A 19,756-nucleotide genomic window follows, 5' to 3' on the forward strand; every position below is an offset into this window, starting at 1 on the left:
CCGTACGCCCGGAGGGCGGACCCCGCGGCGTCCGGTGCGTGCGTGCCGGGCGCGGTCCCCCGTACCGGGTGGCACTCGGGGCTTCGCCCGGCGCGGCGACAGCACATGCCAGGCGTCGCGGGGCAGGAGGGACCGTGCGGACACGGCCCGGCGCCCGCTCACGCCCTGGGATATCTCGCCAGCCAGCCCGGGGACGAGCCCGCCGGTCCGTGCAGTGCGGGCCCCTGGGTCATCTCCATGGCGAAGTCGTCGGCCAGTTCCAGAATCGTCGGACGGCCCTCCAGCTCGGCCAGCCAGGCCGGCGGGAGGGCCGTCTCGCCGTGCAGGGCCCCGAGCAGCCCGCCCGTCAGCGCGCCGGTCGCGGCGGAGGGCCCGCCGTGGCCGACGGCCAGCCGCAGCCCGTGCCGTACGTCCTCGGCGACGAGGGCGCAGTACACGGCCGCGGCGACCAGCCCCTCCGCCGTGCCCTCGCCGGCCAGCTCGGCCACCCGCGCCGGCGTCGGAAGCCCCTGCCGCACCGCGCCCAGCGCGTGCTGCAACGCCTCCGCCACCGGCTCGTGCCCGGGCCGGACGGCGAGCAGCGCGAGCGCCCGCTGCACGGCCGCGTCCAGGCTCTCCCCCCGCGCCAGCCCGTGCACGACCACGGCGTACGCGCCCGCCGCGAGGTTCCCGGTGGGGTGGCCGTGGGTCTGCGCCGCGCACTCCACGGCGAGCTGGGCGACGAGTTGCGGCTCCCAGCCGACCAGCAGCCCGAACGGCGCCGACCGGGCGGCTGCCTCGGGCCCGCGCTCACCGGGGTTCTTGGGCGCCTCGGGGGTCCCCATCGTGTCGTCGCCGAGCCCGAGCAGCAGGGCGCGCGTGGGGCCCCGGCGGGCGTACAGCCACTCCTCGCGGGCCAGCCACCCGTCGTCCTTGCGCCGCTCGTCGGGCCCCCAGTCCCGCTGGGTCGCGGACCAGCGCCGGTACGCCCGGTGGAGGTCGGTCGGCGGATGCCAGGCCCCGGTGTCGCGCCGTACCTGGGCGCGGATCAGCCCGTCGACGGAGAACAGGGTGAGCTGCGTGAGGTGGGTGACGGCACCGCGCCGCCCGTAGGCGGGGACGAGATCGGCCGGTCCCCCGGGGCCGTGCGCCTCGCGGACGGCGTCGAGGTCCATCCCGTCGACGGGCGCCCCGAAGGCGTCCCCGACGGCCACCCCCAGCAGGGTTCCGCGCACCCGGCTCCGGAAGTCCTGCTGCTCGGCACGACCCCACACGGCAGCACCGCCCGTCGCGCCCACCTGACCTCCCGCGGCATCGCCCCTACGTACGACGCGAGCACTGTAATCGAACGGGCACGGTCGATTCAGGGTGCGGAATGGGGCGAAAGCATGGCCTGGCCGGTCAGACGGGTACAGCCGTCGGCCGTACCGGGTGACGTCTCACACGTACGGCGTTCACCGGCACGATCACGACGCCCTCGTCGGATGAGCGCCGGGCCCGTGGGGAATGAGGTGGGCATGACCACCACCACTTCGCGGGCCCTGCCCCTGGCCGCGGCCCTCCTCACCGGCACAGTCGCCCTCTACATGGCGCTGGTCGCCTTCGGGAACATCACCGACTTCGGGACGAACCAGGCGTTCGTCCAGCACGTGCTCGCCATGGACACCACGTTCAAGGACGACGACCTGATGTGGCGGGCCGTCACCAGCGAGGGATTGCAGAACGCGGCGTACGTGGCGATCATCGTCTGGGAGACGGTGGCCGCGCTCGTGCTCGTCGCCGGTACCTGGTTCTGGTTCCGGCGGGACCGTGCGAGGGCCCGCAAGGTCTCCACCCTCGGCCTGCTGATGGTGATGCTGCTCTTCGGCGCCGGTTTCATCGGCATAGGCGGGGAGTGGTTCGCGATGTGGCAGTCGGACACCTGGAACGGGCTGGACGCGGCGACGCGGATCTTCCTGCTCAGCGGCGTCGTGCTGATCGTCACGCACCTGCCGCTGGAGCGATCCGGTACTACGGGACGACCGTGACCTTCGTGCCGGCCGTCGCGAACGTCCAGACGGCCTGGCCGTCCGCCTTGGGCAGCCGGATGCCGCCGGTCTTCGTCCCCGGGACGGGCGGCGGGGGCGAGGAGCCGTCGACCGCGTTGGAGAAGGCGACCGAAACGCCGTCCTCCAGGGCGAAGTAGACGATCTGCTCGATCTGCACGCCGTCGGAGCCGGTCGTGACGCCCTTGGTGCGGGTCCCGACCGTGTAGGCGCCGGGGTCGGGGCTGACCGTGCCGGGCCACACGGTGAACGTCCGGCGGGAGGCGTCGCTCGCGTCGACCAGCCAGACCCGCTTCTGGCCGAGGGAGTAGACGATGCGCCGCCCGGTGCCGGAGCCGTCCGGGACCGGGGCCGGCGCCGTCTCCTTGGGCCTGGGGGACGCCTCCGCCGTGGCCGACGGGTTCGGCTCGGCCACGGTGGCGGTGGGGTGCGGGCCCCGGTCCGCCTGCACGGTCAGGACACTGACCCCCGCTATCGCTCCCACGGTCAGACCGGAGACCCAGGCCCACGAGGGAAGTCGGGCAGGCACGGGCACGCATCTCCTCAGCTACGAGAACCCCGACACACCGGGGGTCCGATCATCGTACTGTGAGCGGCCCGTGCCCCGGTCCGGCGGCGGTCGGTCCGGCGGCGGTCAGTCCAGCACCGGCAGCAGCTCCGGCAGGTGCCCGTCGGAGGCCGTCGCCGCCCGCTGCCGCTCCTCGGGGACCTCGCCGTACAGCGTGGTGCGCGGCTTGGCCGGGCGGCCCGCCGCGTCCGCGACCGCGATCAGGTCCTTGACCGACTTGTAGGAGCCGTACGACGAGCCCGCCATGCGGGAGATCGTCTCCTCCATGAGCGTGCCGCCGAGGTCGTTCGCGCCGGAGCGGAGCATCTCCGCCGCCCCCTCGGTGCCCAGTTTCACCCAGCTTGTCTGAATGTTGGGAATGTGCGGGTGCAGCAGGAGACGGGCCATCGCGGTGACCGCCCGGTTGTCCCGCATGGTGGGCCCGGGCCGCGCGATGCCCGCCAGGTACACCGGCGCGTTCGTGTGGATGAAGGGCAGCGTCACGAACTCCGTGAAGCCGCCCGTGCGCTGCTGGATGCCGGCGAGGGTGCGCAGGTGGCCGAGCCAGTGGCGGGGCTGGTCGACGTGGCCGTACATCATGGTGGAGCTCGACCGGATGCCCAGCTCGTGGGCCGTCTCGACGACCTCGATCCACGTGGCCGTGGGCAGCTTGCCCTTGGTCAGGATCCAGCGGACCTCGTCGTCGAGGATCTCCGCCGCCGTGCCGGGGATGGAGTCGAGGCCCGCCTCCTTCGCCGCGCTCAGCCACTCGCGGATCGACATGCCGGTGCGGGTGGCGCCGTTGACGACCTCCATCGGCGAAAAGGCGTGCACATGCATGCCGGGGACGCGGGTCTTCACCGCCTTCGCGATGTCGAAGTACGCCGTGCCCGGCAGGTCGGGGTGGATGCCGCCCTGCATGCAGACCTCGACCGCGCCGACCTCCCACGCCTGCTGGGCGCGGTCCGCGACCTGGTCGAGGGAGAGCGTGTAGGCGTCGGCGTCCGTACGGCGCTGCGCGAAGGCGCAGAAACGGCAGCCCGTGTAGCAGACGTTGGTGAAGTTGATGTTCCGCGTGACGATGTACGTCACGTCGTCGCCCACCGCCGACCTGCGGACGTCGTCGGCCACCTGGCACAGGGCGTCCAGCGCCGGACCGTCGGCGTGCAGCAGCGCCAGCGCCTCGTCGTCCGTGAGCTTCGTCGGGTCGTCGGCGGCCGTCGCCAGCGCCTGGCGTACGTCGGTGTCGATGCGCTCCGGAGCCATGCCGGGCGCCGCCGCCTCGCGCAGGGCGCCCCAGTCGCCGTACACCTCGTCGAAGTCGTCGCGGCGGTCCGAGGTGCGGCCGTCGGTGTCGATGGTGCGGTGCAGGTCGGTGCGGCCGGACGCCTCGAAGACCTCGTCCGGCTCCTGCCACGGGTGGCCCTGGACCGTCGCGTCCTCGCGCGCGAGACCGGTGTCGGGGTCGGCGAGCGCGCGGACGTGCGGCAGCAGACGCGGGTCCAGCCAGGGCTCGCCGCGCCGGACGAACTCGGGGTAGACGCACAGCCGTTCGCGCAGCTCGAAGCCGGCCGTGCGGGACTTCTCGGCCAGCTCCTCGATCTGCGGCCAGGGACGCTCGGGGTTGACGTGGTCGATGGTGAGCGGAGAGACCCCGCCCCAGTCGTCGATGCCGGCCCCGATCAGGCGCTCGTACTCCGCGTCCACCAGGTTGGGCGGGGCCTGGAGGCAGGCCGACGGGCCCATGATGTGCCGGGCCACCGCCACCGTGGCGACCAGCTCGTCCAGCTCGGCGTCCGGCATGCCGCGCATCGCGGTGTCCGGCTTGGCGCGGAAGTTCTGGATGATCAGTTCCTGGATGCCGTGGTAGGCGCGGGAGACCTTGCGCAGCGCGAAAAGGGACTCCGCGCGCTCCTCGTACGTCTCCCCGATGCCGATGAGGAGGCCGGAGGTGAAGGGGACCGAGGAACGGCCGGCGTCCTCCAGGACCCGCAGGCGGACGGCGGGCTCCTTGTCCGGGGAGCCGTGGTGGGGACCGCCGGGCTCGGACCACAGGCGGGTGGCGGTGGTCTCCAGCATCATGCCCATGGAGGGCGCGACCGGCTTGAGCCGCTGGAAGTCCGTCCACGTCATGACGCCCGGGTTGAGGTGCGGGAGCAGGCCCGTCTCCTCCAGGATGCGGATCGAGACGGCGCGGACGTAGGCGATCGTGTCGTCGTAGCCGTGCGCGTCGAGCCACTCGCGCGCCTCGGGCCAGCGGTCCTCGGGCTTGTCGCCGAGGGTGATCAGCGCTTCCTTGCAGCCGAGGGCGGCACCCTTGCGGGCGATGTCCAGCACCTCGTCCGGCGACATGAACATCCCGTGTCCCTCACGGCGCAGCTTGCCGGGGACGGTGACGAAGGTGCAGTAGTGGCACTTGTCCCGGCACAGCCGGGTCAGGGGGATGAACACGCTCTTCGAGTACGTGATGACGCCGGGGCGCCCGGCGGCCTCCAGGCCGGCGTCCCGCACCCGGGCGGCGGACGCGGTGAGGGCGTCGAGGTGCTCACCGCGGGCCTGGAGCAGCACCGCGGCCTCGGAGACGTCGAGGGCGACGCCGTCCCGGGCGCGTTTGAGGGCGCGACGCATGGAGTTCTCGGTGGGACCGGTCGCACCGGCGGGGTCGGCGGGGTCGGCGGGTCCGGTTCCGGAGGTCGCGGAAGTCGTCATCCTTCGAGCATACGAGCGGCGTGATCAGGACGCGGCGCGCTTCCCGTCCCCCACCGGCCGGTTTCCGGCCCTCCATCCGCCGACCCCCTTTCCTTGCCCGGGAGTTCACGGCTCAATACGAGGGTTGCACGCACCACCCCTGCACCACCCGTGCCATGTCACCCACGACACCTGGGGAGAGCAGCATGTGCGAGGACGACCACGCCGGGATCGGCAGACGCGCGGTGTTCGTGACGGGAGCCGCCGCCGCACTTACGTTGGGGACCGTGAGCTTCGCTTCGGCAGCGGGCGGCCCGGACCCGCGGACGAGAACCGTACGCGGCACCCTTCCCCCCGGGTCCCCCGACTTCGTGTACGTCCCGGTCGACGTCCCGCCGGGCGTGCGGGAGATCAGGGTCTCCTACACCTACGACCGGCCGGCCGTCCCCGCCGGGACGCCGGGCAACGCCCTCGACATCGGCGTCTTCGACGAGCGCGGCACCGAGCTGGGCGGCCGGGGCTTCCGGGGCTGGTCGGGCGGGGCCCGCACGGAGTTCTTCGTCCGCGCGGACGACGCCACGCCCGGCTACCTCCCCGGGCCGGTGCGGCCGGGCACCTGGCACATCGCGCTCGGTCCGTACACGGTCGCGCCGCAGGGACTGTCGTACGAGCTGACGATCACACTGACCTACGGGGAGCCGGGCGAGACCGCACGGCCGGTGTACCCGCCGTCGCGGGCCAGGGGGCGGGGCCGCGCCTGGTACCGGGGCGACTGCCACCTGCACTCCGTCCACTCCGACGGCCGCCGCACCCTCGCCGAGATCGCGGCGCTCGCGCGGGCGGCGGGGCTGGACTTCATCAACTCCTCCGAGCACAACACGCACTCGGCGCACGCGCACTGGGCGGACCTGGCCGGCGACGACCTGCTGGTCATGCTGGGCGAGGAGGTGACCACGCGGAACGGGCACGTGGTCGCCCTCGGCACCGACCCCGGGACCTTCGTCGACTGGCGCTACCGGGCCCGCGACAACCGCTTCGGCCGGTTCGCGCGGCAGATCCGCCGCGCCGGCGGCCTGGTCGTCCCGGCCCACCCGCACGCCACCTGCATCGGCTGCAACTGGAAGTTCGGCTTCGGGGAGGCCGACGCGGTCGAGGTGTGGAACGGGCCCTACACGCCCGACGACGAGGTGGCGCTGGCCGACTGGGACGGCATGCTGGTCGCCTCGGTGCGGGACGGCCGCGACTGGATCCCGGCCATGGGCAGCAGCGACGCCCACCGGGACCCGGACGTCATCGGGCTCCCGCAGACCGTCGTCCTCGCCGACGACCTGACCCGGGAGGCGATCCAGGAGGGCATCCGGGCGGGACGGTCGTACGTCGCCGAGTCGGCGAAGCTGTCGCTCGCCCTCACCGCGTCGGGCGGGCGCGGCGAGCACGCCGGCATCGGCGAACGGCTCCCCGTCGCCCCGGACACCCCGGTCACCGTCCGCCTGGAGGTGACGGGCGCCCCGCGCTGCACGGTCCGGTTCGTCACGGACCAGGGCGTGCTGTTCACCGGCCCACCGCTGCCGGTGTCCGGCGCGGGCACCGTGGAGTGGCGGACGACGGCGTCGTACGCGGCGTACGTACGGGCGGAACTACGGCACGAGACTGCCGCGGGTCCCCTGCCGGGGGCACTGGCGGCGTTCACCAACCCGGTGTTCCTGGGGCGGCGGTAACCACCCCGCCGTCGTCGAGGTCGGCGACGACCGCCGCGTGGTCGGAGGGCCAGACGCCGGCCACGGGGGCGGCGCCCGCGCGGCGTACCGTGCGGACGGCGCCCAGTCCGCCGGGGCCGGGCGAGCCGACGTGGACGTAGTCGATGCGGATGCTCGGCTCGCCGTCGGCGTGGGACACGTACGGGTTGGCCGTGTCCCAGGTGCCGCCGGGCGCACCGGGGTCGGCGTGGTCCCAGGCGTCGTGGAGGGGCCCGGAGCGCAGGGGACGGAGTTCCGGGGAGCCGGGGCGGGCGTTGAAGTCGCCGGTGACCACCGGCGGGTGGGCGGTGCCGTGGCGGTGCTCGGCGACGAAGCGGGCGAGGGCGCTTACCTGTTCGCGACGTACCGACGAGGCACGGGACGCCGAGGTCAGGTGGGTGGTGAAGAACGGGACCCGATGAGCGGGCGCGTCGAGGCGGGCGTAGAGCGCGAGCCGTCCGTCGTCGAGGTCGCCGGGGACGGGCAGGCGCAGCACGGCCCGCTCCACGACGGGCCAGCGGCTGAGCACCGCGGTGCCGATGCCGACCGTGTCGTCGCCGATCCGGCGCTGCCAGGGGCCGGGCACGGGCGAGGGCGCCCAGGCCCAGTGCAGGCCGAGTTCACCGGCCAGCCACCCGGCGAGGTTCTCGCCCTCGGTGGCCCACACCTCCTGGAGTCCGACGACATCGGGCTCCAGGTCGCGCAGGACGGCGAGGATCGCCTTCTGCCGGTCGGCCCACGGGCCGAACCTCCACCACAGGTTCCAGGTCACGACCCGCACGCCCGCACCGCCCGTCTCTCCGCCCGTCCGCACCTTCCCCTTCAGGTTTTCCAGGGAACGTGACTCCACCCACGTAAACGCGCGGGCTTCCTGCGTCGGGGGCTAAGCCGCCGCGCAGAGGACCAGCCCGGCCCTGTTGAGGACGTTCGTCGCGCCGACGTGGTCCGCGTTCGCCGCGAACCCGCACGCCGTGCACTGGAACCTTTCCTGGGTGACGCGGTTCTCCTTCGCTACGTGCCCGCACTCGGGGCACGTGCGGGAGGTGTTGCGCGCGTCCACCGGAACCGTGAGGCGACCGGCACTCTCAGCCTTGTTCGCCAGGATTCCGAGAAACTGCGCCCAACCCGCGTCGCCGATGCTGCGGTTGAGGCTGGCCTTCGCAGCAGCACCGTTCGGCAAGAAGCTACCGGGCTGCTCGGGGTCGGCCTTGGGTGCGGGGCTCTTGGTCATGCCCACTGTGTTCAGTCGCTCGTGCGCGATCACGTCGTGGTCGGTGATCAGCGTATGTGCGGTCTTGTGATGGAAGTCGGCGCGCTGCCGCCGGATCTTGCCGTGCAGCTTGGCGACCTTCCGGGCCGCCGCGCGATGGCGCTTGGTGCGCTGCCGGGTCCGCTTCGGGAACGTCGCGAGGTGCCGCTGCGCTTCGGCAAGTTCGTCGGCCATCGCCTGGAGGAAGCGCGGGTTGGCGACGTGTTCGCCGTCCGAGGTGGTGAGGAAGTGGGCGATGCCCATGTCGACACCGACGATCGCCCCGGTGGGCGGCAGCTCCTTGGCGGGCACGTTGTCGCAGGTGAGGACGACGTACCAGCGGTTCCCTTCGCGCTTCACACTGATCGTCTTGACGCGGCCCTGTACGGGCCGGTGCTGGTGCACACGGACGTGTCCGACGCCCTGGAGCCGTACGCGGGTCTGCCCATCGTGTGGGGTGGAGTCCCAGCGGCAGCCGTCGCCGTCCTTGGGAAAGGTGACGGTGTCGAAGTGCCCTGCGCTCTTGAAACGGGGGTAGCCCGGGGTCTGCCCGGCCTTGACCCGGCGGAAGAACGCCTGGAACGCCTTGTCGAGACGGCGCAGGGTGGCCTGCTGGGAGGAGAACGACCAAAGGCCCTGCCGCTCCGGGTCGAATGCGCGGATGTCTTTGAGCTGGGCGGACTGGTCGCCGTACTTGATGCTCGTCTTCGAGCTGTGCCGGTAGGCATCCCGGCGCTCCTGCAACGCGCCGTTGTACAGGGAGCAGTGGTCCCGCAGCATCTCGCCAAGCGCTGCCGTCTGACGGGCCGTGGGGCGCAGGAGGAACTTGTACGCGCGGATCACGAGCCGTCCCCCTTCTTCCACGGGCATTCCCACTGATACCAGTGGTCGAGGCTGTCTCGGTGGACGCGCACGCTGGACGGGTCGGCAGGCAGGGACCGCGACCACACCACTGTCACGACAATCCCACCTGCCAAGTGCAGTCGTCCGCCGCGAAGACGGAAGCCACGCCGTGTGTAGTTCAGGGTGGGATCGGCCTCACGCTTCCTTTTAGGGCGCGACATTCCCGCCCGGCGTTGCACAGGCAGCCGAACTTGGATGTCTTTCAATGCCTTCACCCGGGATGCCCCGAAATCCCGCCTCGGTGAGCACCCGGTCCAGTCGCGCAGGACCGCACCTTCCCCCTCCCGATGAGCTCTCCCGGACCGTGCGACACACTCGTTCCACACCCACCGACATCGGTCCCATTCCGCCAACAAGACTCTGCGAGCGGTCGACGACACACGAAGCCGGAAGGTGTACCGGACACGTCCGGCCTTACCGGAATCCGTTGGTGTCGTCATGCCGCAAACGTAATCGCATGATTCGCCGGGCTCTTCGACCCCATCAAAGGTCACTCGAACGAGTGACCGACTGCGGCTTGGTGAGGAACCTGTGATCGGCGTCTCCCACGGCTGACGAGGTCGGCAGGAACAAGGCAAACTGACCTGGTTGCTCAGGATGTCTAGGGGGACGGCATGGACGGTGGACCGCGGGTTCCGGAGCAGCGGCTGCCCGGACCCCCGGCGCAGCCGGAGCAGTCGGCCGCGCTGCGCTTCGGCGTGCTCGGTCCGGTGCGCGCCTGGCGCGGCGACGAACCGCTGGCCACCGGCTCCCCGCAGCAACGCGCCCTGCTGGCCGCCCTGCTGCTGCGCGAGGGCCGCACGGCCACCGCGGCCGAGCTGATCGACGCCCTGTGGGGCGAGGAACCGCCGTCGCAGGCACTGGCGGCGGTACGGACGTACGCGTCCCGGCTGCGGAAGGTCCTGGACCCCGGCGTGCTGGTGAGCGAGTCGGGCGGCTACGCCGTGCGCGGGCTGGGGAACGACGCCCTGGACCTCTCGCTCGCCCAGGACCTGGCCGCCGAGGCGGAGAAGGCGCGGGCCGCCGGGGACCTGTGCGGCGCCCGTGACGTGCTGCGGCGCGCGCTGGCGCTGTGGGACGGCGAGGCGCTGGCCGCCGTGCCGGGCCCGTACGCGCAGGCACAGCGGGTCCGGCTGGAGGAGTGGCGGCTCCAACTCCTGGAGACGCGGCTGGACATGGACCTGGAGCAGGGCTGCCACGCGGAGGCCGTCTCGGAGCTGACCGCACTGACCGCCGCACATCCGCTGCGCGAACGGCTGCGGGAGCTCCTCATGCTCGCCCTGTACCGCAGCGGGCGCCAGGCCGAGGCCCTGGCCGTGTACGCGGACACCCGGCGCCTGCTCGCCGACGAGCTGGGCGTCGACCCGCGGCCCGGGCTGCGGGAGCTGCAACAGCGCATCCTCCAGGCGGACCCCGCCCTGGCGGAGCCGTCCGCGCCGGCCGCCGAGTCGGCCGCGGCCCCGGTCCGCCCGGCGCAACTACCCGCAACGGTGCCGGACTTCACCGGCCGCGCGTCCTTCGTGCGGGAGCTGAGCGAGGTGCTGGGCTCGGCGTCGGGTGCGGAGGGCCGGGTGATGGCCGTCTCCGCGCTGGCCGGCATCGGCGGCGTCGGCAAGACGACCCTCGCGGTGCACGTGGCCCACCGGGCGCGGGCCGCCTTCCCGGACGGGCAGCTGTACGTCGACCTCCAGGGCGCGGGGGCGCGGGCGGCGGAGCCGGAGACGGTGCTGGGCGCCTTCCTGCGCGCCCTGGGCACGGCCGACTCGGCCGTCCCGGACACCCTGGAGGAGCGCGCCGCCCTCTACCGCTCCGTCCTGGACGGCCGCCGCGTCCTCGTCCTGCTGGACAACGCCCGGGACGCCGCACAGGTACGTCCGCTGCTGCCCGGCACGGACGGCTGCGCGGCGCTGGTGACGTCGCGGGTGCGGATGGTGGACCTCGCCGGGGCGCATCTGGTCGACCTGGACGTGATGTCCCCGGACGAGGCGCTGGCGCTCTTCACGAGGATCGTGGGCGAGGAGCGGGTCGCCTCGGAGCGGAAAGCGGCGCTGGACGTGGTCGCGGCGTGCGGTTTCCTGCCGCTGGCCATCCGCATCGCGGCGTCCCGTCTCGCGGCCCGCCGCACCTGGACGGTGTCCGTCCTCGCCGCCAAGCTGGCGGACGAGCGACGCCGGCTGGACGAGCTGCAGGCCGGTGACCTGGCGGTGAAGGCCACCTTCGAGCTGGGCTACGGGCAACTGGAACCGGCCCAGGCCCGCGCCTTCCGCCTGCTGGGCCTGGCGGACGGCCCGGACATCTCCCTCGCGGCGGCGGCGGCCCTGCTGGACCTCCCGGCGGAGGACACGGAGGACCTGCTGGAGTGCCTGGTGGACACGTCCCTCCTGGAGTCGGCGGCACCGGGCCGCTACCGCTTCCACGACCTGGTCCGCCTCTACGCGCGTGCGTGCGCGGAACGCGACGAACACCCACCGAGCGAGCGGGGGGCGGCGCTGTCGCGGCTGCTGGACTTCTACCTGGCGACGGCGGCGGGCATCTACGCGATGGAGCGTCCGGGGGACCGGCTCGTGGACCATCTCGAACCGACGCGGCACGAGGGGCTTCGGTTCGCCGAGGGAACGGCTGCCCTCGACTGGTTGTACACCGAAGGAGCGTCCCTTCTGGCGAGCGTGCGGCAGTCCGTCGGATCGGACCGGCTGCGTCGCGGCGTGGACCTTCTGTGGGCAGCGAAGGACCTCGCGGAGTCAGGTGCCAACTCGCGCCAGTACGAGGACACGGCTGTCGCCGTGTGCGAAGCCGCACAGCGCGCCGGAGACGACCGTACCGAAGGCCGGGCGCGGACCACGCTCACGAACGTCCTTCTCGTGTCGGGCCGGATCCGCCAGGCAGCCGACGAGGCCCGCCTCGCCATGGAGCGGGCAGCCTCCGCGCATGATGTCGCCGCCGGCAGCTGGGCCGCCAACGACCGAGGACTCATCTCGCTGCATCAGCATCGGTACTCGGACGGCAAGGTCTTCTTCGAACAGGCCATCCGAGGATTCGGCGCGGCGGGCAATCAAGCAGGTGAGGCAACGACCCTGTTCAACCTGTCACGCGCGCACCTGGCTCTGGGCGACATCGCCAAGGCTGTCAGTATCGCCCGCCACGGGCTGGCCCTGCTCTCCGAGTTGGGCAGGACGATGCGGCTGGCCAACGGGCACTACGCGCTCGGCATGGCCCTGACGAAGGCAGAGCGGCACACGGAGGCACTCGGACAGTTCAGCGACGCTCTGACCATTTTCGTGGACCACCGCCAGCGCCTGTGGGAAGGGACCACCCACTTCCGGATCGCCGAGGCGCACATTGCCGCCCGTCGCCCTGCCCAAGCGGCGCAGCACGCCGAGCAATCCCTCGCCATAGGCTGTATCGGCGGCGATCGAATGAGGGGCAATGTCCTGACACTGCTCGGGCGTGCCCTCTCCGCACTGGGCCAGGCGGACCGCGCCAAGGCCTGCTGGCACGACGCACTCCGACTCTACGAGGATCTCAGCGCCGCCGATGCCGATGACGTACGTGCCCTGCTCTCGCCGGTGGACGCAGCCTGAGCGGCAGCGTGTCGGGGGGACCGCCACAGGCGTTCAGCGTTCGTTTATCCCACTCCCACATGCTTTCAATCGCCAGACCGTCGCGTCGGGGGGCAGACGGTCCGACGAGGAGCCGGCCGGGTTAGTGTTCGGCTCCGACCGCCCGTCCGGTGGCCCACGGGGGAGCTTCCGGACGGGCGTTTCGCACCCTGACCCTGTCGCCACAGAGGAGTACGGATCGATGAGCGAAGAGAAGGCCACAGCCGCCAAGCCGTTGGACAACCAGATGCCCACGCCGCCGGCCAAGGACGACGCCATCACCACGATGGACAACCAGATGCCGGCCCCGCCCGCCCTGGACGACACCATCACCACGATGGACAACCAGATGCCGGCCCCGCCCGCCCTGGACCTGGACGGCAAGTAGACCTTTTCCCGCACGGGGATCGGCCGCGGCGGCGCGGAGGGGGAGCCGCCGCGGCCGATGTGTGTCCGGAATCGGCCAGTTCCGGCCAAGGCGTGGCCTGAGTTGTTCGAAGGGGTCGAACGAGGGCCCGGGGGTCACTAGGGTCTCCCCGTCGTGTCGGTGTACGTCGGTGATGTTCCCGGGAGGGAGGCCCCGGCCGGTGAGTCCGCGAGCGATGAAGGCGCTGCTCCGTGCCCTCGGCAGGGAAGCCGCCCAGGACGTCGAGAGGCCGGCGGAGCCGGAAGCCGTCATGCGGGCCTTCTGCCGGGCCATGAGCGTGCGCGCGGAGCGGCCGGTGGAGCTGGTGTTCCGGGCGTTCCCGGCGGACATCCCGGTGTCGGGGCTGCGCCTCGACCTCGGGGACCGGTCCCTCGTCGTGGTCGAGGAACGCACCGTTCCCGAGGCGCAGTTGGTGATCCTGGGCCACGAGCTGTGGCACGAGGAGCAGCGCGACTGCGGACACCACCTCGCCGGGCTCGCCGACGCCTCCGCGCGGGCCGTCGCCTCCCCGCAGCAGGCGTCCGACGCGGTACGGCGAACGGCGGAGCAGATCCTCGCCGAGGCCGAGGTGCCGCGCGACGCGCTGCTGGCCGTCGCGGCCCGGGCCGAGTCGCCGGACGGGCACGAAGTGGCCGCCGAGACCTTCGGGTTGCTGTTCGGCCGCGAGGTGCGCACCTGGATGCACGGCCGGTACGCCGAGGGCCCGGTCTCCCCGGCGACCGTGGAGGGCCGCATGAACCTGACGCTGACCAACCGCGGCGGGCGCCTGCTCTGATGGGCCCGCACTTCCACATCCCCTACGCCCTGCCCACCGTCCTGCTCGCCCTCGCCGTCCTGCTCAAGCTGCCGACGTTCGTGCGGGCCTGGCGCAACCCCGAGGTGCGGGCGACGACCCTGCTGCTGGTGTGCGCGACGTGCGTGCTCGTCGTCGTCACGCCCGTCAACATCGAGCGGCTCAACGCGTGGACGGGCATCCCCAACTTCGCCTCGCCCTGGGCGTACTCGTTCCTGACCGCGTCCGGCGCGACCGGGCTGGCCATGATCACGCGGTGGCGGGAGCCTCCGTCGGAGCGGCGCAGGCGCGGCATCCGCCGCATCCACTGGGCGTACGGCGGGGTCGTGGCCGGGCTGTGGGTGACCTTCTTCCTGGCCAGCGTGCCGGAGCCGCGCGTGTACGACCTCGACACGTACTACGCCGGCACCCCGTGGATGCGCGAGCACATCCTGCTCTACCTGGGCGCGCACGCGGTGACCGGCATCGTCGCCACGCGGATGCTGCGGCAGTGGTCGCCGACCGTGACCGACCGCTGGGTGAAGTCGGGGGTCGTCTTCCTGCTGCTCGGCTTCGCCGCCGGGCTGGTCTTCGACGCGGCGAAACTGGTCGCGGTGGGGGCCCGCTGGTGCGGGGTGGACTGGGACGTCCTCAGTACGCGCCTCGCGCCGCCGTTCGCGCTGCTCCAGGCGTCGCTGGTCGCCGTCGGGTTCATCGTCCCGCAGGCCGGGCCCGCGCTGCGCAACGCGGTGCGCGACCAGCGGGAGTACCTGCGGCTGCGGCCGTTGTGGCGGGCGCTGCGGGTGCTCGCGCCGGCGGCGGCACCGGCCCGCTTCGGCCTCTGGGTGCCGTTGGACCTGCGGGTCATGCAGCGCCAGCAGCGCATCCACGACGCGCTGCGGCTGCTGGCCCCGCATTTCCGCCACGACGTCCACGAACGGGCCCTCGCCGCGGCGCGGGCCGCCCACGGTGAGGCGCGGGCCCGCGACCTCGCCGGCGCCGTCGCGCTGCGCGCCGCCATCGACGCCTACGCGGCCGGTGTCCCGGCACCCGCGACCGAGCGGCCGCCGGGCATCGGCACCGACATCAGCGACCACATCGGCACCATCTCTCTCGCCCTGTACCGACGGCGTGCCCTCGCCGCCCTCGGCCGCCGGGTGACCAGCACAGAAAGCGGCCTCAACGCCCATGCCTAGCAACCCCGTCGCCCACCGGCCGCGCGCCGTCGTCCTCGGCGCCAGCGCGGCGGGCCTCTTCGCCGCCGCCGCGCTCACCGAGTTCGCGGACGTCACGGTCGTCGAGCGCGACGTCCTGCCCGAGGGGCCCGAGCCGCGCCGGGGTGTTCCGCAGGCCCGGCACGCGCATCTGGTGTGGAGCGGCGGTGTGCGGGCCCTGGGCGAGCTGCTGCCGGGGCTCGTCGACGACGTGGTGTGCCGGGGCGGGCGCCTGGTCCGCATCATGGGCGACATGGTGTCCCGGGCCCCGAACGAGGTCTGGTTCCGCAGGTTCCTGGCGACCCACCACCGGAATCTGGTCTGCTCGCGCGACCTGCTCGACTCCGTCGTCCGCGACCACGTCCTCAAGAGCGAGCGGATCACCCTGCGCCAGAACACCGCCGCCCTCGGCCTGGAGGGCGACGCCCGCCGCGTGAACGGGGTCCGCGTCCGGGCTGGCGACGGCGAGCACGTGCTGGGCGCCGACCTCGTCGTGGACGCGACCGGACGCGGCTCCCGCGCCCCGCGGTGGCTCGTCGACCTGGGCCTGCCCCGGGTCACCGAGCGGGAGGTCGACGCCGGCCTCACCTACGCCACCCGCGTGTACCGCGCCCCCGGCACCACCGCCGACGGCGCCTTCCCACTGATCAACGTGCAGGCCAACCCGGCCAAGGCGCCCGGGCGGGGCGGCGTCATCCTGCCCGTGGAGGGCGACCGGTGGATCGTCACCCTGGGCGGTACGCGGGGCGGCGAGCCCGGCGCCGACCCGGACGCCTTCGTGCCGTTCGCGCTCGGCCTCGCCGACCCGGTCATCGGCGAGCTGCTGCGGGACGCCGAACCGCTCGGCGACGTCACCGTCACCCGCAGCACCGCCAACCGCCGCCGCTACTACGAGAAGCTGAGGCGCCGGCCCGACGGCTTCGTCGTCCTCGGGGACGCCGTCGCCGGGTACAACCCCGTCTACGGGCACGGCCTGACCGTCGCCGCGCAGAGCGCCCTCGCCGTCCGGGACGTGCTGCGCCGCACCGCCCTCACGGCGCCCGGAACGGCCGGTGCCCTGCAGCGCGCCGCGGCCCGCCCGGTCGCCGGCGCCTGGGACCTGGCCGTCGGCCAGGACGCCTTCTACCCGGGCGCCGCCGGCACACCGCCGACCGCGGTGGAAAGGCTCCTGGCCCGCTACGTCGACCGGGCCGTCGCCACCGGCGCCGGCAACCCGCGTGCCATGGGTGCTCTGCTCGACGTGATGAGCATGGAGCGGCCCCCGACCCGGCTCTTCTCGCGGGACATGCTGGTGCCCATGCTGTTCGGCCCGCGGAAGCCGCACCTCCAGGGGCCGCCGATCAGCGAGGCGGAACGCCGGGCGGCCCGCTCCTGACCGCCTGGTGCCGCGTCACGTCAGCGGCAGGACTTCCTCGTCGTCCAGCTCGCAGTGGTCGACGGTCCTGCCGGACGCGTCGACCGCGAGGCGCACGCGGGTCGCGGTGCCGGCGGGGACGGTGGTCTCCTGGCGGGCGTCGTCGATCGTGACGTCGCCGCCGTCCTTGAAGAACACGGTGACGGCGAAGGTGTACGCGCGGTTGTTCGGGTTGGTGACCTCGACCGTGGCGTACGGGTCGTCCTCGGTCGCGCAGCTCACGAGTTCCACCGTGGCGGCCTGGAGGGCGCTGCCGCCGCTGTCGCCTCCGCTGCCGCCGCTGTCGGTGTCGTCGTCGTGGTCGGAGCCGGAGTGGCCGTAGCCGTAGCCGTAGCCGCCGCTCGTGCCGCTGCCGTAGGAGTCGTCGTCCTTGTAGACGTCGCCGTCCGACGAGGACGACGAACTGTCGTGGTCCTGGCTGCTGCTGCTGCAACCGCCTCCGCCGTCACCGCCGCCGCCGTGGCCGTGGCCGCGTCCAGTCGAGAAACCGGTCAGGCTGAGCACCACCAGTGCCGAGATCGCCGTGTACCTGAACGCCCGTCCCCGTGTCGTCATGGCCCCCACGCTAACCAGACGCTGTCACGATCATGTCACCGCCCTGCCACGGCCGGGCACGCAGTGTGACCGGCCCGGGGCGGACCGCGTCACGTCGTACGGGCCGTCCCCGTGCCCTTCTCCGCGTCCAGCGCGTACACGCAGCGGTCCTTGCTGCAGGCGTACACGATGCCGTCCCGCACGACCGGGGAGCCGGTGATCTCGCCGCCCGTGGCCAGCTTCCAGCGCAGGCGGCCGTCGTCGGCCTTCAGCGTGTACAGAAGGTGGTCGGTGGAGCCGAAGTGGATCCGGCCCTCGGCCACCGCGGGCGCGCCGACGATCTCGCCGCCCGCCTGGAAGCGCCACTTGGGCGTGCCGGTGACGGCGTCCAGGGTGTACAGGCCCTTGCCGCTGCCCACGTGGACGTGACCGGCGGCCACCAGGACCGGGTCGGTGGAGGAGCGGCCCTCCGTCGCGATGCGCCAGCGGTCGCGGCCGTCGGTGGCGTCGAGGGCGTACACCGTGCCGAGGTAGTCGGCCAGGTAGACGCCGCCGCCGGTCACCGCGGGGCCCGGCACGAAGACCGGCGGGGAGAGGAAGACCGCCGGGGCCTCGAAGTGCCAGCGGACGTGTCCGGAGGTGACCTCCAGCGCGAGGACGCGGGTGCCGGCCGCGACGTACACGTAGCCGTCGGGCGCCTGGGCCAGGCGGACCGGCACGCCGCCGCAGGACGCCGCGTCGCCGATGGGGTACGACCAGCGCTCGTCGCCGGTACGGGCGTCCAGGGCGCGCAGCCGGGCGTCCTGCCAGACGTACACCGTGCCGTCGTGGACCGTCGCGCCCGCCTCCGGGGACTCGAAGTCGGTCTGGGCGCCGGTGATCTCCCACAGCTTCTGGCCGCCCGAGGCCTCCCAGGCCTGGACGCCGCCGCCGCGGGTGGCGGTGACGACCGTGCCCCGGTCGGCCTGGAGGGAGTAGACCCAGGCGTCCGTCTGGACGCGCCACAGGTCGGCGCCCTCCCGCGCGTCCAGGGCGAAGAGGGTCGGGCCGTCGGAGGCGTGGATACGGCCGTCCGCGACCGCCATCGACCAGGCCACGTCCCGGGTCTTGAAGCGGCGCCGTCCGGTGGCCACGTCCAGGGCGTGCACCTCGAAGGAGGTGACGTAGACCAGGTCCCCGTCGACGGACGGCGTGCCCCAGACGTCGTTGGACATGCGGAAACGCCAGGGGCGCCAGCCGCTCGCCGCCGCCTCGGGGGGCGTCGCGGGGGCGGCCGGTGCCGGTACGGCCGGGTCGGCGCCGTTGACGCCGGGTCGCGGCCGGGACCAGGAGGCGGCGAGGGCGGACTCCGGCGGGGGCGGGGCGACGGCGGCGGCGCGCATGTCGGCGACGCGCGGGCCGGGCCCGATGGGCACCGCGGCGCCGGCCAGCTGGACGGGCCCGGTGTCCGGGGCGCCGACGGGCACGGGCGCCGGGACGACGGGGTCGTGCGAGGGCGGGGGCGGCAGCGGGGGCGCCGGTACGGCGGGCCGGACACCGCCCGAGCCGCCGCTGCGCCCGCCGGCCGTCGCCGCGGGGCGGGTCGTGGTGCGGCCGCCGCGCCGTCCCTCGATCAGCCCCACCGCCCGTTCGGGCAGCCACGCCGACGCCGTACCGCTGTCGTCGGAGCCGGAGCCGAACAGGTGGGGGGCGAGCTGGGACTGGAGGTCGGCGGGGTTGGGGCGGGCCGTCGCCTCCATCTGCATGCACGACTCGATGAGCGGACGCAGCTCGTCCGGGAGGCCCTCCAGGTCGGGGCCCTCGCGCAGCAGCATGAAGACCGTCTCGACCGGGTTGGCCCCGTGGAAGGGCGGGTGCCCGGTGGCGGCGAAGACCAGCATGGAGCCGAGCGAGAAGACGTCGCTGGCGCCGGTGACGCTGCGCGAGTCCTTCGCCTGCTCCGGGGACATGTACGCGGGGGTGCCGACGGCGACGTTCGTCATGGTCAGACGGGTGTTCGAGACGCCGGAGGCGATGCCGAAGTCGATCACCCGGGGGCCGTCCTCGACGACGAGGACGTTGGACGGCTTGAGGTCGCGGTGGACGAGCCCGGCGCCGTGGATCGACTGGAGCGCCTCCGCGACGCCCGCCGCCAGCCAGCGCACGGCCTGGGCCGGCAGCGGCCCGCACTCGTTCACTATTTCCTCGAGGGAGGGCGCGGGGACGTACGCGGTGGCCAGCCACGGCACGGCGGCCCGGGGGTCGGCGTCGACCACGGCCGCCGTGTAGAAGCCGGAGACCGCGCGGGCCGCCTCCACCTCGCGCGTGAAGCGGACGCGGAACAGCTGGTCCTCGGCGAGCTCCGTCCGCACCGTCTTGATCGCCACGCGCCGGCCGGACGCCGAGCGCGCCAGATAGACCAGCCCCATGCCGCCGGCGCCGAGCCGCCCCAGCACCTCGAACGGCCCGATCCGCCGCGGATCGTGCTGCGTCAGCTGATCCACCACTTGCCTGCCACCTCCCCGTACGAGCCGCGCCACCCACATATGTACGCGACCGACGTGCAGCGTCTCACCACCGCACCGCCGCGGCGGCACACACCCCGATTCTTCCTGTCCGAGGCGCTGGTGGCGAACCCTGGGACAATCGGGGTGTCACGTCCCAATCCCG

General features: G+C 73.3%; 14 protein-coding genes and 1 pseudogene. 7 read left to right on the forward strand and 8 right to left on the reverse strand.

Annotation, left to right across the window (positions count from 1 at the left end):
- Positions 1-158: 158 nt before the first annotated feature.
- The gene (locus ACIRG6_RS20345) at positions 159-1,277 is read right to left on the reverse strand and encodes an ADP-ribosylglycohydrolase family protein (protein ID WP_350719980.1); all 1,119 of its coding nucleotides are present in this window, start codon (positions 1,275-1,277) and stop codon (positions 159-161) included.
- Between the two features lie 219 nt (positions 1,278-1,496).
- On the opposite strand from ACIRG6_RS20345, the gene ACIRG6_RS20350 reads away from it, so the two are divergent.
- Positions 1,497-2,006 carry a DUF2165 domain-containing protein gene (locus tag ACIRG6_RS20350; protein WP_364673955.1) on the forward strand — a complete coding sequence of 170 codons (510 nt, stop codon included), beginning with the start codon at positions 1,497-1,499 and terminating at the stop codon, positions 2,004-2,006.
- Here ACIRG6_RS20350 and ACIRG6_RS20355 read toward each other — a convergent pair.
- Positions 1,990-2,553, reverse strand: coding sequence for a hypothetical protein (locus ACIRG6_RS20355; protein ID WP_364673958.1), 564 nt, complete (start codon positions 2,551-2,553; stop codon positions 1,990-1,992). The genes ACIRG6_RS20350 and ACIRG6_RS20355 overlap by 17 nt on opposite strands.
- A 105-nt stretch (positions 2,554-2,658) precedes the next feature.
- A complete protein-coding gene (locus tag ACIRG6_RS20360; protein ID WP_403323876.1) occupies positions 2,659-5,280 on the reverse strand; it encodes a bifunctional FO biosynthesis protein CofGH in 2,622 nt (873 codons plus the stop codon).
- A 185-nt stretch (positions 5,281-5,465) separates the two neighbouring features.
- Between ACIRG6_RS20360 and ACIRG6_RS20365 the strand changes: the two genes are divergently transcribed.
- A complete protein-coding gene (locus tag ACIRG6_RS20365) occupies positions 5,466-6,977 on the forward strand; it encodes a CehA/McbA family metallohydrolase (protein WP_403323878.1) in 1,512 nt (503 codons plus the stop codon).
- Here ACIRG6_RS20365 and ACIRG6_RS20370 read toward each other — a convergent pair.
- From ACIRG6_RS20370 to ACIRG6_RS20380, 3 genes and pseudogenes are all read right to left on the reverse strand, one after another.
- Positions 6,946-7,776: an endonuclease/exonuclease/phosphatase family protein gene (locus ACIRG6_RS20370; RefSeq protein WP_403324092.1), complete on the reverse strand. Its 831-nt coding sequence runs from the start codon at positions 7,774-7,776 to the stop codon at positions 6,946-6,948. The two genes, ACIRG6_RS20365 and ACIRG6_RS20370, sit on opposite strands and share 32 nt — an antisense overlap.
- Before the next feature lie 102 nt (positions 7,777-7,878).
- A complete protein-coding gene (locus ACIRG6_RS20375) occupies positions 7,879-9,087 on the reverse strand; it encodes an RNA-guided endonuclease InsQ/TnpB family protein (RefSeq protein WP_403323881.1) in 1,209 nt (402 codons plus the stop codon).
- A 35-nt stretch (positions 9,088-9,122) separates the two neighbouring features.
- Positions 9,123-9,587 (reverse strand): annotated as a pseudogene (locus tag ACIRG6_RS20380) (RNA-guided endonuclease TnpB family protein); the annotation flags it as partial.
- Positions 9,588-9,761: 174 nt separating this feature from the next.
- On the opposite strand from ACIRG6_RS20380, the gene ACIRG6_RS20385 reads away from it, so the two are divergent.
- The 5 genes from ACIRG6_RS20385 to ACIRG6_RS20405 all read left to right on the forward strand — a co-directional run bounded on the left by ACIRG6_RS20385 (position 9,762) and on the right by ACIRG6_RS20405 (position 16,534).
- Complete coding sequence (locus ACIRG6_RS20385; RefSeq protein WP_365020930.1) at positions 9,762-12,728, forward strand: AfsR/SARP family transcriptional regulator; 2,967 nt, start codon at positions 9,762-9,764, stop codon at positions 12,726-12,728.
- 220 nt (positions 12,729-12,948) lie between these two features.
- Positions 12,949-13,134: a hypothetical protein gene (locus tag ACIRG6_RS20390; RefSeq protein ID WP_364673971.1), complete on the forward strand. Its 186-nt coding sequence runs from the start codon at positions 12,949-12,951 to the stop codon at positions 13,132-13,134.
- A 199-nt stretch (positions 13,135-13,333) separates the two neighbouring features.
- Entirely contained in the window at positions 13,334-13,948 is a 615-nt protein-coding gene (locus ACIRG6_RS20395; protein ID WP_364673973.1) for a toxin, read from the forward strand.
- On the forward strand, positions 13,948-15,141 hold the full coding sequence (locus ACIRG6_RS20400) for an MAB_1171c family putative transporter (RefSeq protein WP_350719956.1): 1,194 nt from the start codon (positions 13,948-13,950) through the stop codon (positions 15,139-15,141). The genes ACIRG6_RS20395 and ACIRG6_RS20400 overlap by 1 nt, the downstream gene beginning before the upstream one ends.
- Positions 15,134-16,534, forward strand: a complete 1,401-nt coding sequence (locus tag ACIRG6_RS20405) for an NAD(P)/FAD-dependent oxidoreductase (protein ID WP_365020935.1) — start codon at positions 15,134-15,136, stop codon at positions 16,532-16,534. Before ACIRG6_RS20400 ends, ACIRG6_RS20405 begins: the two co-directional genes overlap by 8 nt.
- 15 nt (positions 16,535-16,549) lie before the next feature.
- Here the strand turns inward: ACIRG6_RS20405 and ACIRG6_RS20410 are convergent, their stop codons facing one another.
- A complete protein-coding gene (locus ACIRG6_RS20410) occupies positions 16,550-17,128 on the reverse strand; it encodes a hypothetical protein (protein WP_403323884.1) in 579 nt (192 codons plus the stop codon).
- A gap of 89 nt (positions 17,129-17,217) precedes the next feature.
- Positions 17,218-19,593, reverse strand: a complete 2,376-nt coding sequence (locus tag ACIRG6_RS20415) for an outer membrane protein assembly factor BamB family protein (RefSeq protein WP_364818193.1) — start codon at positions 19,591-19,593, stop codon at positions 17,218-17,220.
- Positions 19,594-19,756: the final 163 nt, after the last annotated feature.

It is taken from the genome of Streptomyces flaveolus, from assembly GCF_044765825.1.
In the GTDB taxonomy this organism is placed as follows: domain Bacteria; phylum Actinomycetota; class Actinomycetes; order Streptomycetales; family Streptomycetaceae; genus Streptomyces; species Streptomyces flaveolus.

What these genes read in the sequence shown, in the direction of transcription:
- ACIRG6_RS20405 (WP_365020935.1), top strand. Translation starts at nt 15,134, where the DNA reads ATGCCTAGCAACCCCGTCGCCCACCGGCCGCGCGCCGTCGTCCTCGGC.
- ACIRG6_RS20385 (WP_365020930.1), top strand. Translation starts at nt 9,762, where the DNA reads ATGGACGGTGGACCGCGGGTTCCGGAGCAGCGGCTGCCCGGACCCCCG.
- ACIRG6_RS20400 (WP_350719956.1), top strand. Translation starts at nt 13,948, where the DNA reads ATGGGCCCGCACTTCCACATCCCCTACGCCCTGCCCACCGTCCTGCTC.
- ACIRG6_RS20360 (WP_403323876.1), bottom strand. Translation starts at nt 5,280, where the DNA reads ATGACGACTTCCGCGACCTCCGGAACCGGACCCGCCGACCCCGCCGAC.
- ACIRG6_RS20390 (WP_364673971.1), top strand. Translation starts at nt 12,949, where the DNA reads ATGAGCGAAGAGAAGGCCACAGCCGCCAAGCCGTTGGACAACCAGATG.
- ACIRG6_RS20350 (WP_364673955.1), top strand. Translation starts at nt 1,497, where the DNA reads ATGACCACCACCACTTCGCGGGCCCTGCCCCTGGCCGCGGCCCTCCTC.
- ACIRG6_RS20410 (WP_403323884.1), bottom strand. Translation starts at nt 17,128, where the DNA reads ATGACGACACGGGGACGGGCGTTCAGGTACACGGCGATCTCGGCACTG.
- ACIRG6_RS20365 (WP_403323878.1), top strand. Translation starts at nt 5,466, where the DNA reads ATGTGCGAGGACGACCACGCCGGGATCGGCAGACGCGCGGTGTTCGTG.